9 protein-coding genes are annotated in these 14,828 nt (G+C 52.8%); 3 read left to right on the top strand and 6 right to left on the bottom strand.

All coding sequences use genetic code 11. The features are described 5' to 3' along the window. Window positions 1–165: 165 nt before the first annotated feature. Genes OXG87_03835 through OXG87_03825 form a run of 3 tightly spaced genes read right to left on the bottom strand, consistent with a single transcriptional unit; the run spans window position 166 to window position 5,139 of the window. Window positions 166–1,497, bottom strand: coding sequence for an aminotransferase class III-fold pyridoxal phosphate-dependent enzyme (locus OXG87_03835; protein MCY3868662.1), 1,332 nt, complete (start codon window positions 1,495–1,497; stop codon window positions 166–168). A 17-nt stretch (window positions 1,498–1,514) separates the two neighbouring features. After that, the gene (locus OXG87_03830; GenBank protein ID MCY3868661.1) at window positions 1,515–3,416 is read right to left on the bottom strand and encodes a DNA topoisomerase IV subunit A; all 1,902 of its coding nucleotides are present in this window, start codon (window positions 3,414–3,416) and stop codon (window positions 1,515–1,517) included. A 10-nt stretch (window positions 3,417–3,426) separates the two neighbouring features. Further along, entirely contained in the window at window positions 3,427–5,139 is a 1,713-nt protein-coding gene (locus OXG87_03825; GenBank protein ID MCY3868660.1) for a toprim domain-containing protein, read from the bottom strand. Window positions 5,140–5,518: 379 nt separating this feature from the next. Between OXG87_03825 and OXG87_03820 the strand changes: the two genes are divergently transcribed. Then, window positions 5,519–6,982, top strand: a complete 1,464-nt coding sequence (locus tag OXG87_03820; GenBank protein MCY3868659.1) for a sulfatase-like hydrolase/transferase — start codon at window positions 5,519–5,521, stop codon at window positions 6,980–6,982. Window positions 6,983–6,993: 11 nt separating this feature from the next. Here the strand turns inward: OXG87_03820 and OXG87_03815 are convergent, their stop codons facing one another. The 3 genes from OXG87_03815 to OXG87_03805 are packed head-to-tail and all read right to left on the bottom strand — an operon-like array spanning window position 6,994 to window position 9,551. Beyond that, window positions 6,994–8,046, bottom strand: a complete 1,053-nt coding sequence (locus OXG87_03815) for a mannonate dehydratase (GenBank protein MCY3868658.1) — start codon at window positions 8,044–8,046, stop codon at window positions 6,994–6,996. A 34-nt stretch (window positions 8,047–8,080) separates the two neighbouring features. Further along, a complete protein-coding gene (locus OXG87_03810) occupies window positions 8,081–9,274 on the bottom strand; it encodes an acetylxylan esterase (GenBank protein ID MCY3868657.1) in 1,194 nt (397 codons plus the stop codon). Between the two features lie 22 nt (window positions 9,275–9,296). Next, window positions 9,297–9,551: a hypothetical protein gene (locus OXG87_03805; protein ID MCY3868656.1), complete on the bottom strand. Its 255-nt coding sequence runs from the start codon at window positions 9,549–9,551 to the stop codon at window positions 9,297–9,299. Window positions 9,552–9,765: 214 nt separating this feature from the next. On the opposite strand from OXG87_03805, the gene OXG87_03800 reads away from it, so the two are divergent. Next, window positions 9,766–11,754, top strand: a complete 1,989-nt coding sequence (locus OXG87_03800; protein ID MCY3868655.1) for a hypothetical protein — start codon at window positions 9,766–9,768, stop codon at window positions 11,752–11,754. An 8-nt stretch (window positions 11,755–11,762) separates the two neighbouring features. Continuing rightward, window positions 11,763–14,771 (top strand): hypothetical protein, encoded by a 3,009-nt coding sequence (locus tag OXG87_03795; GenBank protein ID MCY3868654.1) that lies wholly within the window; start codon window positions 11,763–11,765, stop codon window positions 14,769–14,771. Window positions 14,772–14,828 lie beyond the last annotated feature (57 nt).

Below are 14,828 nucleotides of genomic sequence, written 5' to 3'. Positions count from 1 at the left end.
GGAAGTCGGAGATGCCCTTGATGGCACCTCGCGCCAACGTGCCAGCGACGATGGTACCGCCGACATAGACGAGAACGATGGCATAGTCAATCCAACTCAGGTGCATGCGTACTCCGGTGGTGATCGCAGGGGCGAAAAATCTAAACAGCCCGCGAATTTATCAACTTAGCTTATAGCCCGCAACGCAGTCACAAACGCACCTGCTATTCGGTCGGCTTGCTCCTCCGTAAGAATCAGAGGGGGTGCCAGTGTAAAAACAGGCTCTGACCCGACCATAACATGACTCATCTTCCCGGTAATCACACCTGCATCTCGAAGCGCACTGCCAAACTTGTTTGTCCTCTCTCTGTCCAGTTCCGATCCATCCTCGCTTTGAAGCTCAACCGCGAGCATAAGCCCCAGACCTCTAACTTCTTTGATCAAAGGCGATGACATATCTTTGAGCCGTGCCAACAAGTACGCACCCACAGTTTCCGAATTTTCCCACAGCCGTTCCCGGGTCAGAATTTCGATATTGGCCAGCGCCGCAGCACAACATGCTGGATGCCCGCCATACGTGGAAACCTGAGCAAATTCTTTTCCCTCATCCGCCCCTCCCAAAAATGCCGACCAGACCTTTTCGGTAACAGCACAGGCCCCCAGCGGCAGGTACCCGCTCGACACGCCCTTGGCAATCGTCATCACATCGGGCACAACACCCCAGTGCTCGGCAGCGAACAATTTTCCGGTGCGCCCAAAACCAGTGATCACCTCATCAAACATCAGCAAACAACCATAGTGGTCGCATACATCGCGCAAAGCGGGAAAATAATCATCTGGCGGGACATGCACGCCGCCACCACCGACGACGGGTTCTGCAAGCACAGCAGCGACCGTATCGGGACCCTCGCGTTCGATAACCCGCGCAATCTCATCCGCCCCGTGGTCATCGTCAGTGGGCAATTCAACGTGAATAAATCCCGGCGCCAGGGGTTCAAACGGCGCGCGTCGTCTCACCTGCCCGGTCGCAGACATAGCCCCCATCGTAAAACCGTGATAGCCCTTATACCGGCAGATAATTTTAAAGCGACTCTCGCCCGGATGCGTCGCCCTGCCGTATTGTCGCGCAACTTTAATAGCGGTTTCATTTGCCTCTGAACCGCTATTTACAAAAAAGAAATGATTGAGATCGCCCGGTGACAATTCCGCCAACCGCGCAGCGAGTCGCGCCGCGGGCACATTGATCTGCGTCATGGGATAAAACGGGAGTGTTTTCATCTGTTCATACACAGCTTCGACAATCTCATCCCGACCATACCCCACATTGACATTCCATATCCCGCCATACGCATCGAGGTAAGTTTTCCCATCCGAATCCGTGATCTCACACCCATCCGCCGACACAATAACGAGCAAATCGTCTTCGCTCTTACCCTCATATTGCATCAAAGGATGCCATACGTGATTCAAATCCTGCTTTCGCACATCGCGTAAATCAATAGAAGCAGCACTGCTCATTGAGGTTCCCCCACTTTTCAAACTTTAGGCTTTACAAATTTGGCACTTTTGACCTCGCGCGCTGATAGGCGCATGCCTTTGGCAGTCTTGCCGCGAACCGCATAGTCTTCGATCGCAAATTCTTCATTGAGAATACGCAGGCGGGGTTTGGGTTTATACGACACGTGAACCTCGACATCGCGATCAGTTGTGAGCTTGAGCAAACGGCATCCCGGAGGCACGAGTTCGTATCCCCTATTCAGAATAAATGTATCGAGCTTGCAGCGTTTGATACAGGGATAATTGGTCTTCTTATCCCGGTAAATAACCGTGTACACCCGTTCGGAATCGACAAAATCGCAAAATAGCATACCCTTATCCACAAAGAGACGGTCGGGTGCTTCGTGCAGAGAATAAGTGCCATTTTTGCGGATCACGAGCACGCGGTCGTATTGCGACACATCCATAAGCGTGCTACCGTTGACATCATAACCCAGATAGCCCGTCTTCTTATCATAGCGCAACTTGAGATTGCGCTGCGCCACTTCGCGTGCATCCACCTGATCAAAAGAAGTGACCTCAGTACGTCGGGGATACTTGTCCTTGTACTGATCAACCAGATATTCCAGAAAATCAATGGTAAAGCCCGTGATATTATCGAGATTGGTCTTGATCTCTCTGAGCCGCGCGCGCATCTCACGCATCTCTCTTTTTGCTCTGGTGATATCGTAAAGTGAAATGCGCCGAATGGGAATTTGTAAAAGCGTATCGAGATCTTCTGCCGTGACCTTGCGCCTGATTGTGCTGAGAAAAGGCTCCAAACCCGTGCGTATCGCCTCGTGAATCGCACTGGAATCGGCGACATCCTCAATTGCTTTGTAAACGCGATTCTCGATAAAAACCTGTTCGAGAGTCCTGGCGTGCAACCTGTCCCGCACCTGGCTCTGCTCAATTTTAAGCTCTGCCCTGAGAATATCGACCAATCGGTCGGCATTGTGTTTGAGAATATCGCTCACCGTAGCGATATGGGGACGGTTGTCTTTAATGACCAGAGCATTGACACTGATCGATTGCTCGCAGTCGGTAAAAGCGTAAAGCGCATCCACCGTATCTTTGGTATGCACGCCCCGGGCAAGGCGAATTTCAATTTCGACTTCCTCACCCGTATAATCGCTAATACCCGCGATTTTGAGCTTGTTTTTCCGGGCTGCACCTTCAATCGAAGCGATGAGAGAGTCAGACGTAGATCCAAAAGGCAATTCGCGCACGACAATGCGTTTGGAATTTTTGGTATCGAGTTTGGCACGCACGAGCACTTTGCCATTGCCATCGGCGTACTCGGTCACATCGACAAAACCGCCCGGCGCAAAATCGGGAAAGACCTGAAAATCCTCCCCCTGCAGATAGGCAATTTGCGCCTGCAACAATTCGATCAAATTGTGGGACAACACCCGCGTGGTCATGCCCGGCGCAATACCTTCGGTACCCTGCGCGAGAAGCACGGGAATCTTCGCTGGAAAAACAACGGGTTCGTTATTGCGACCATCGTAGGATTCAATGTATTCGGTAATTTCCGGATTAAAGAGCACATCTTTGGCGAGCGGGGTCAATCGGCATTCGATATAGCGCGCAGCCGAGGCTTCGTCGCCAGTATAAATATTGCCGAAATTGCCCTGTTTATCGATAAACATATCTTTGTTCGCCAGATGAACCAGCGCGCCGTAAATCGACTGATCGCCGTGGGGGTGATATTTCATCGTCTGCCCCACGACATTGGCTACCTTGTGAAATTTCCCATCGTCCTGCTCTTTAAGCGCGTGTAAAATGCGGCGCTGTACGGGCTTGAGACCATCGTCAATGTCGGGAATCGCCCTATCCTTCACGACATAAGAAGCGTGTTCTAAAAAATACTGGTCAAATAACTTGTCGATATAAGCCATTTTTCATCCTCTAAATCAAATGCTCTACAATATAGTCTCTGCGGTCGGGCGTATTCTTGCCCATATAAAATTCGAGGGTCGTTGGAACCTCGGCGAGCGAGCGCACGCCGACTTTGATCAGGCGCATATCCTCTCCGATGAATTGTCCAAATTCACCGGGAGAAATCTCCCCCAATCCTTTGAAGCGCGTAACCTCGGGATTTCGCAAATCAGCAACGGCCTGATTGCGTTCTTTTTCGCTATAACAATAGCGCGTTTCGCGGCTATTGCGAACGCGAAAAATTGGCGTCTCCAGAATATAGACATGACCAGAAGTAACGAGTTCTTCGAAATAATTGAGGAAAAAGGTCATCAGCAAATTGCGGATGTGAAAGCCATCGTAATCCGCATCAGTGGCAATAACCACATTGTTGAAACGGAGATTTTCAACGCTGTCTTCAATGCCCAAAGCCGTCATGAGATTGTAGAGCTCTTCATTCTTGTAAATCGCGGCTTTTGTTTTTCCAAACACATTGAGGGGCACGCCCTTCAGACCAAAAATAGCCTGAGTCTCCACATCCCGCGCGGCAACCATAGACCCGGCAGCAGATGGACCTTCGGTGATAAAAATAGTAGATTCATTGCCACCTTTTTTATCGCCCTTGTGATATTTACAATCCTTGAAATGCGGAATTTTGATGGAAACCTTGCGGGCGACTTCCTTTGCCTTTTTCTTTACATCGTTGAGTTCTCGGCGCAGGCGCTCATTGTGGTTGATCTTCTCCTGAAGCTTTTGCGCCGCCGTGGTATTCTTGTGCAAAAAATCGACCACCGCGCTACGCGTTTCAGAAACAATCCACGAGCGCACTTCGGTATTGCCGAGTTTGTTTTTTGTTTGCGACTCAAAAACGGGCTCTTTGAGCTTGACCGCAACAGCGCCGTTGATGGATTCCCGCACATCCACGCCACTGTAATTCTTCTTGTAAAACTCATTGACGCCTTTTAAGATACCCTCTCGAAAAGCACTTTGATGCGTGCCACCATCGATGGTGTATTGCCCATTGACAAAAGAAAAATAATTTTCCCCATAATTGGACGTATGGGTAAATGCAAATTCGAGATATTGCCCCTTGTAATACGCGGGTTCATAAAGTGCCGAATCATCGACCTCGCGGCTGAGAAAATCGAGCAAGCCGCGCCTGGAGACAAATTTCTGTTTGTTAAAAACGAGCGTGAGGCCGCTATTGAGGCAGGCGTAATTCCACATGCGGCGCTCGACGTATTCGAAATTGTAATCGTATTCGTCAAAAATTTCAGGATCGGGCGTGAACTCAAAAAGGGAGCCATCTGGTTCCCGAATCCGCCCCTTTTTTTCGCCAATGAGTTTCCCACGCGTAAAGCGGGCTTCGGCGTACTTGCCATCGCGATAGGCCACCACGCGAAAATCCGTAGAAAGCGCGTTGACCGCTTTGCTACCCACGCCATTGAGGCCCACGCTAAATTGGAAAACATCGTCGTTGTATTTGGCACCGGTATTGATCACAGAAACGCATTCGACAATTTTGCCCAGCGGAACGCCGCGCCCATAGTCGCGCACACTGACGTGATTGGCGTCAATAGTCACATCGATTTTTGTGCCAAATCCCGAAATAAATTCATCGACGGCATTATCCACCACCTCTTTGAGCAAAACGTATATACCGTCGTCGGGATCGGTACCCGATCCGAGCCGCCCAATGTACATACCCGTGCGCAACCGAATATGCTCGAGCGAAGAAAGGGTTTTAATCTTGCTCTCGTCGTAATTATGGGCGCCATTGTTCTTGCCATTGGCTTTACTATTACTTCTGGATGACGAGAGCAAATCGAGTTGTGTAGCATTGGAAGTGCGCGATTTTATTGCCGTTGCCATAATATATTCCCGCCCTTGTTTGGAAGGTGAAGATAACAGAAAGGACATGGGGAAGGAAAAACAGCGTGCGATGGATAAAATCAGGGGAGGAGTAAGAGGTGATATAATATAGTGACTCTATGTGCATCTATCAAGGGCAAATCTGAGATTGCGAAATATCCCAAAGATCGGTTTATTGTACGCAACATCATTTATCAACACAGAAATTCTCATGACGCAAAATATAGTATTCATCCTCACCGACCAATGGCCTGCATGGGCATTTGGCTTTCTCGGTGCCGACATTCCCACGCCGAATATTGATCGCCTATCATCCGAAGGCACGGTATTCACAAATGCTTTCACATCTTGCCCCCTCTGCACACCCGCTCGGGGTACACTGCTCACGGCTCGCTGGCCGCATCAAAATGGCGTTTACGACAACCAATCCGTCGGCTATTCCCTTCAGGAATCCATGCCACTCCATCAAAAAACCTGGATCGACGAAGCCGTGCGTCTCGGCTATCACGTCGGTTACTACGGCAAGTGGCACCTCGGGCATATCAACCCGGAAAAACGCGGCGCACACGGCTTTGATCCCAATATCGAAATACACTCAAAGCCATACCACCCACAAACAAATGACCACACCTACGCAAAAACAGTTGCCAGCTACGCCAACCAAACCAAAAACCTCATCAAAGGACGCGCGCCATTTTGGGGAGATTCACCGCAACCAAAAGAAAATATCCAACCCTTTCCCACTGTGAACAAAGGCGTAAAATTTCTCGAAACGTGGGCTAAGAGCCACCAAAACAAACCCTTCTTTCTCACCGTATCTTCCGCACCGCCACACTTTCCGCATCACCTGCCCGAAGAATACGTCAAACTCGCCGAAGAACTCCGCACGCGCGTCGAACTTCCCACAAACCTGAACGACAACTGCGAGGGACGCCCCTGGTTCCATTCGACACCCTGGTGGGGATGCATGGACACCTCCCCCCTCGACGAAGAAGAATGGAAAACCGTCATCGCCTATTCCCACGCACACATCACAATGGTCGATGAAGCCATCGGGCGCATACTCGACGCCCTATACCGCCTCGACCTCGCCGACACCACAACCGTTGTCTTCACATCTGACCACGGCGACATGGAAGGCGCACACAACCGATTTGACAAAGGGGCTTATTTTTACGAAGAAGTCTGGCGCATCCCACTCATCATCCGCGCGCCCAACACACCGCCTGCAACCCAGGATGCTTATGTCTCATTGCTCGACATCGGCGAAACCCTCTTCTCTCTCATCCGCGCCGAAGCATCCCCTGACCAACCGCGCGAAGGCCGCAACCTTCTCCCACTCGTTGGGACGCAAAGCCGTCCCCCAGACTGGCCACAAATTGCCTATGGCACCTACTACCGCTACAACGGTTATAGCTTTGAAGTGCGCGCCATTCGCAACGAGCGTTACAAATACGTGTGGAATCCGCAAGACATCGACGAATTTTACGACCTTCAAACCGATCCACATGAAGTGAAAAACCTGAGTGGGCAACCCCACATAGCAACCGCAGAAAACGACCTGCGCGACCAACTCATGACATGGCTGCACAGCATCGGCGACGATCTACCAAACCGCCTTGACGCATTATTGCCCGCTGGCACAATCATCGCGACGGGCAAACGTGGACCGTAATCCCTATCGCCTCAACCCGCTTCGTTATTCACGGCTTGAACCAGCGCGCGCATATAGGCAATCGAATACGCCACCCCCGCGCGATGACCTCCCAGAATCTGCGGGATATGATCGGGAATAATCGCCCCGTCAAACCCCACCTCCCGCAGAGCTTTCATCACCGCATGCATATCCTGGTACCCATCGTCCATCAAAGTCTCTGCCCACGGCTCTGGCATTGGATTTGAAACATTGCGAAAATGCACCTTAAACAGCTTCTTACGGCTAGCAAAATAGTGAATAGCCTCAATCACATCCACGCCCATGCCTTCTTTACCCCCTTCGAGCCAGCACCCCACGCACAAACAAACCCCGATATTTGGACTATCCGCAATATCCATCGCCTGCTTGTACCCCTTAAAATTGCCAAACATACAGCGCGGAATCCCACCCAGAGGATACACGGGAGGATCATCGGGATGAATGCCGATATAAACACCTGATTCCTCGGCAACAGGCGCGACCTTGCGGATCATATACTCGTAATTCTCCCAAAGCTCATCTTCGCTATATACCCGCCCATGTGTCAATTTTCCTTCAAAAATTTGACCGTCCCAATGCCCTATGGCATTCTCGATATCGAGCGTCCGCGCATCCATGCCTCCGCGCCGCGTTGTGCGCCCCGAACTCCAAATCCCATTGCCCATGTGTGCATACGTATTATACGGAATACCCGCCTCGCCCAGATTGCGAATAAAAGTAATAAATTCCTCGACCTTCTCATCGCGCCCCGGCAAATTCAGGGTCACTTCGGGCATATTATGCACACTGCGATTGGCAATGCGATAAATCTGCAAATCGTATTTTGCAAACCGCGCTTTCAACGCCTTATAATAATCGGCATTCTGATTCTCCTGGTCGTCAACGCCGACCATCATCCATTCCACGCCGAGTTGCTGCATAAATTGCAAATCTTCATCGTTCGCACTATCCGATGTCTGCGCCGCAATCTGGATACCCGAATACGACGAATAAAATCCCGGCACAGCTTTAAGCGCGTAAGATCGTTCTGTTTGAGTTGCCATAACTATTCCTTTCTGTTCAACCACCCGTCGAACTTCACTGCCAATGTTTATCGGCAAAATCCATATACCGATCCCAATCGTAATCCGTCACATCGTGACCGCCTGCGCGAATATGATATCCAATGCGACTCATAATCGGCTCGTGAACACGCGGCATATTTTCAGCAACCATACCATCTGTTCCCAACAAACGATAAACCGCATCGGCGTGTTTCGCACCCAAAAACTCCCCCTTTGGATCCGCCCAGCGATCTTCTTCTGCACTGGCTACATAAACCGGGCGAGGCGCCATCAGAGCAATGAGCAAATGCTGGTCAACGGGTAAATCGTCCTCGCGCTCATTATACCGCTTAAAATTATCGCAAAACCAGTGAGGAAAACTGGTATTAATCCGCCCCACTGTTTCGCCAAATCGACGGCGGGAAAGCGCGGCACCCCCACATCCCGAATTATTTGAAATCACAAGGGCAAACCGCTCGTCTTGCGCGCCAGCCCACAGCGCTGTCTTACCCAATCGCGAATGCCCGATCACGGCAACCCGAACGTGATCAATCGTCTCATCGCTTTCAAAATAATCCATCGCCCTCATCAATCCCCAAGCCCAAGCACCAATAGCTCCCCAGTCATCCCCAGTATTTCGCCTATCAAAAAGCGGATGCACGCCATTTTGAAACCCATCGTCATAATCCGGATCCAGATCGCCGCAATAAATCGTAGCCAAGCCGTAGCCCCTTGCCAAAATCCGCCCCACAGGCCACCTGCTTGCAGCCTTACCGCGCGCCACTTCCGTTGCCCGATGATCGACAACCCCCTCCGTCTTCGAGCGCATCCACCGCTCGGACAGCGCGATTTTGGGATCGGCATGAACGGTGTGATTCCCCCCAAAATTCAATCCCACAAACAACGGCACGGGTCCATCAGCGTCTTTTGGCAAAAAAATTAAAATATCCATTCGCGGTTCTGCATCTGTAGAAAAGTAAACCCGAACTTCCTTACAAATCCCGTCCAACGCATCCCCATTCACAAACCGCGTCTCAAAACGCATGCCCGTCGCGGCACCCGGCATCTTGCCATACACCTGGGTCTCAAACAAAGACAAAATCTCTGCCCGCCGTTGTTGCCAACTGGCCGCATCTTCGACCTTTGATCCATCTTCAAAAATCAATGGATCGGGCAATGTGTAATCGGGCACCTTGTCTTCATCGTAATTCGCGACAAATTTAGCCATCGTGTATTCGCTCCTTATTTTTTTACCGCCTCGCCATACCCTTCGTAAAAACCTTTCCCTGTATAATCTTGTGCGCGGCCTGCCCGCCATACATCCTGAACCTCGCAAACCCTTGTCCGCATTTTGGACATTTCATATCCCCCCGGGTATGGTCTTCGGCAATCCGCTCCACCATGCACTTCACCAACCCGCCTCGCCCACCCTTGCGGTATTTGTACAGCAGGGTTTTACATTTCGCACAAAAAATCGAAATGGTTCGAATATCTTTGCGTGCCATAAGATTAAGGTGAGACGTAAAAGGTGAGACGTAAGACGACCACCCAACCAGCCCCCAAGCAGTCAGCGGTCAGCACCCAGCCCGCCCAACAACCCAACTCACCAGCCCCCTCATAATAACCCCAATATCACAAATTGACAAATACTACCCCAGGCGTTTGACACTGCTATTTGGGCATCGTATATTAACGCGCATTCTAAATACGGAGCACAAAATGGCTATTTCGCAACCCGACCCCCAAATTCAACCAACCGAATCGCCGCGCATCACCGGACGATCCATCCTCCTTGGCCTGCTCACCGCCGGCCTTATGGCCTATTCTCAAAATGTCCTCGAAATCGTACTCCACGCGGGATCGATGGTCAAATCCAGTTTTCCCGTCGCCCTCATCCTGGGATTCCTCCTCTGGGTCGTGATCAACATGATCATCGCCCGGATAGCGCCTCAATCTGTGCTCTCGCGTCACGAAATGATGGTCATCTTTGCCACCATGTGGATTGTGGGCATGATGCCCGGCGTCGGCTGGATGGGGTACTTTATCGGCGCATTGCCCGCACCTTATTTTTTTGCATCGCCGGAAAATCGCTGGGCAGAATTGTTCTTAGACGAACTGCCTCACTGGGCATTTCCCGAACCCACCCCCTGGATCATGGACCGCTTCTACTTTGGCCTGCACACGGGCGAATTTGTCCCCTGGACAGGCTGGATACCATCCGTCTTATGGTGGTTCTCTGGCGTATTGGCCTTCATGTCCGCCGGATTTTTTGTCATCGCCATTTTTCACCGCCAATGGGCCGATGCCGAGCGCTTGACCTATCCACTCGTCAACTTCCCCATGGACCTCATGGAAGGCTTTGGCGAAGGCCGTGCATTGCCCAAAATTTTCCGCGACCCCGTCTTCTGGGCTGGCTTTGCCTGGACTGCGGGCATCATTGGTTGGAACATCATCAACTTCTGGTTTCCCAACGTACCCCGCATCACGCTCTTTGACAGCATCAACACCAAATCCATGACTGTAGCACAGAGCTTCCCCCCCGTCTATTTGCGCGTCTTGCCCTTGGTCATTGGCCTCGGATATTTGTGCAGCCTGGATCTTTTGTTCAGCTTCTGGTTCTTTGGCCTCTTCGCCGTGGTCAAAATGGGCATCATCAACCGCACCGGTTTCACAGTCGGGTTAGAAGGACAAGTTGCCAAAGGCGGAGAAATCGTCAACCTCGAAAGCCACGGCGCAATGACAGTACTCGTCGTCTGGTCTGTATGGATCGCGCGACGACATCTGATACATGTCGCAAAAACCGCCTTAAAAGGCAACCGCGGCGATGGACCCATCTCCTATCGCTTCGCCGTTATCGGCCTGTTCATTTCCGTATTGTACCTCTGTAGCTTTTTCATGTCCCTGGGCATGTCGCTATCTCTCGCAATTGTCCATCTGCTAATGATGTTCATCGCATATTTTGCGACCTCCAAATTCATTGCAGCCAGCGGATTTGGATATCTCTTCCCCGTGTGGATCAAAGGATCGGGCTTTGTCAACACAATTCTCGGCACAGCCACCCTATCGACCCGCGAAATGACCGCAATGCACCTGGTCAACAGCGGCGTATTCTACGGCGGCGGACGCATACAAACCATGCAGGTATTGCCCCACCACTTCAAAGCCATGGATGACGTGCCCGCAGAACGCGGCAAACACTGGACGAATGGCGTCGTCTTTCTCGCATTCACCATGGGCTTCTTTGTCTGTGCCGCCACCATCATCTACTATTGTTATCGCGACTCCGCGCTCTTCCTGCGTTCCTGGACCCTCTGGGAAGGACCCCTGGGTATTTTTGGTGGAATTGGACGCGCATTGGGCGAAACCGAAAAAACATCTTTCGACCCCCAAAAACTCGGCATCTGGCTCCTCGGAGCGGGAATAGCCGCATTATTGGCGGGCCTGCGCACATGGTTCCCCCGCTGGCCGCTGCATCCCCTCGGCCTCGCATTTCAATACACAACGGGACCGCGCTATTACGCCCTGAGCATACTCATGGTCTGGGCAGCCAAACTCCTCATCGTCCATTTTGGCGGTCCACGCCTCTACGAACGCGCAAAACCCTTCTTCTACGGCACAGTAATTGGCTATTGCACCGGCATTGGCGTCGGCATGGTCATAGACCTCATCTGGTTCCCCGGCTCGGGACACGGCTTCCACAATTTTTAATTCTAACGATGAGATCAAGAATAGATATAGGGATAAAAGTATTACTCGTCATCGCCTTATGCACGGCATCGGCATCGGCGCAACGCATTGCGCCGGACGAATCGTGGCGCACACTCGATACAGAACACTTCCGCGTCACTTTTCCCGCACATCTCGAAGACCTGGGACGCAGGGCAGCGGAGCGCGCAGAATGGGCGCACGCCCGGCTATCCGAACAATTCATTGACGCGCCACGCGGAATAATCGACCTTGTACTGACCGATCACATCGACGTCTCGAATGGCTACGCGAGTGTGCGTCCCTCAAACCGAATCACCATCTACGCCCGCCCACCTATCGACTCCTTCGGACGTGCTTTTTACAATGATCGGCTGGAAAACATCATCGTACACGAACTCACGCACATCTTCCACGTTGACCGCCCGGGCCGTTATAGCTTGTTGTACAAGCCATTTGGACGCGTACCATCCCCATACATCTTGTTTCCCCCAGACGGACGCCTGCCAGTCCCAGCTTTCACAATCCCCGCACGCGCCACCCCGCGATGGGTGCGCGAAGGCATTGCCGTCTGGTACGAATCTGCACTGACTGGCACCGGGCGCGTTCATGGGACATTCCACAAAATGGTCCTGCGAACAGCGGCTCTTGAAGGGCGGTTCGAGTCCATCGACCAGACAGGTGGCAACTCGCCCCAGTGGCCGGGTGGCACCCGTGCTTATGCTTACGGATCGCTCTTCTTCGAACACCTGATACAAAAATACGGACGCGACCGCATGATAGCCTTCGTCGAAGCAGTGGAAAAACAGTGGATACCCTACCGCCTCGATGCCGCCGGACGCAGCGCCTTTGGCACCACCTTGACGAATGAGTGGAAAGCGTGGGCAGATACACAGCGGACAGCGGCGGCGGAACTGGACACCCGCCTCGCCAAATTCGGTACAATCACCGAACCACAGGCGATAACCCGCGGTGCCCGCTATGCGTACCACCCAAAAGTATCGCCCGACGGCAAAACACTGTACTACATCCGATCAGATGGACGTTCAGATGCCAAACTGGTATCAACCAGATTAGATGGCAGTGGTGAATCGACCGTAACCCTGACCAATGGCAGCACCACATTTGCCTTCATCCCCAATGGAGACATCGTCTTCGCGCAATATGAATTTGCTGGTCGCTATCGCAGGTTTAGAGATCTCTACCGCGTAACGCCGAGCAGTGATGTACGACGCATAACAACTCGCGCCCGCTTAATCGCCCCATCGGTCAGTCCCGCAGGCTGGGCAGTCGCAGTCGCCGAAGGTGGGGGAACCAGCGGACTGGCGCGGGTCAATCTCAGCAACGGTGCCATTGAGACGCTGGTCCCTCCCGATCCAGACGTCCACTGGGCGTACCCGGCAATCTCACCCGATGGCCGCTGGATTGCGGCGACCCGCTGGACTCAAGGGTACCACGATATCGTCCTCCTCGATACACACGGCAACCTCATCTGTGAAGTGACCCGCGACCGTGCCCTCGACTTCGCCCCATCATGGAATGCTAATGGGCAGTGGCTGGTCTGGGCATCTGACCGCAGCGGCATCCCGAACATACTCGCGGCAAAAGTCGATAACGGGCAAGTCTCGCCCCCCGTCATGCTAACCAATCTCCGCACAGGGGCGGCGTATCCCAGCGTCGATCCGTCGGGCCGCTGGCTCTACTTCTCGGCTTACCACGCCGATGGCTGGGAGATAGAACGGATTCCATTCAATCCCACTGCTGCACCACCCGCGCCTCGCGCGGACTCGACACACACCACCGCCGAGGTCGCCAACAGATCACGCGGACGCGCAGAAGGACGGGTACGCGCCTACTCGCCGCTTGCGACCCTGCGTCCCTACTACTGGGAACCCATATGGAATCACCCCATCTCAGTACCCGCTCATCGCAAGGGAGAAACGGTGATACGCCGCACCAAAATACTCGGCACATCCATCGGCGCTCGCACCTCAGGGATCGACCTCGTGCGCCGGCACGAATACGAAATCGGTGCCCACATCTTCCTGCCAGTTAGATCATATTCTGACGAAAGAGCTGCAGGCGATTTGTCCTACCGCTACTACGGACTGGGGAACCCCTCGCTCGGGTTATCGCTATCGCAGGACTGGGACGAAGACGGCGCCAGATTATATCAGGAGAGTACCGATGCCCCAACCGAAACCTTCTTCATCCTCGAACGGGAACGCCGTGCCTCCCTATCAATGACCCTGGTAAAGCCAAAGGCGCGAAGCAGTGTCTCACTCACAGTCTCCGGCGGACTCGTGCGAGAGGATCGAGAAGTACTGGACTCCGCGCTGCGAAAAACCCATCGGTTCCGACTCGATGATCCGCGCAATACCCTGGGCGAACTATCGGTGCGTTTTTCCGCCACCACTGCGCGCTCATCCGCCTTTCAGATGGGACAGGCGACCGGCACATCATTCTCCGCTCGCTTCAGGCGACGCCACGACCTCTCTCGCTCCTCAAACGACCGCTCGGCAGATGACATTAGAGGCACTGTCAAAACCTATGCGCGACTGCCTCTCTGGCTTCCAGGACGCCAATTTGCAGCACCCGTCCTGGCACTTCGCGCGAGTGCTGGTGCATCTCGGGGACCGGGCAGCGACAACAGCTACTTCGACATCGGAGGCACTGAGTCGATCACTTTCCCGACACGTGGATACGATACATCTACACGGTCGGGACGGCACGCCTGGTCTGCATCCCTGGAATACCGCGCCCCCCTCGCATTGGAGAACCGCGGCCTGCGGGCGTGGCCGATACACTACAACCGCATCTTCTGGACATTCTTCACCGACGCCGCCAACACCTGGGGACCCGATACATCGCAATCTCGCCCACTCCTCTCGGCTGGCACCGAGATTATCATCAACTATTACGTCCTCTATTCGGCAATCCGCTACCGCCTCGGCGTGGCATACCGATTCACCGATCCAGAGGGCATCGGCTACTACGTCCGCCTCGGTATGTCGTTTTGAGTCAATGCCGCACTGCTGATGTGTGTTTTTATCTCATTGACAACACCATCAAAAACC

It is taken from the genome of Gemmatimonadota bacterium (genome assembly GCA_026706845.1).
Taxonomy (GTDB): Bacteria; Latescibacterota; UBA2968; order UBA2968; family UBA2968; genus VXRD01.
The sequence above is the reverse complement of the archived record's forward strand: the minus strand, read 5'-3'. Positions and strand labels throughout refer to the sequence as shown.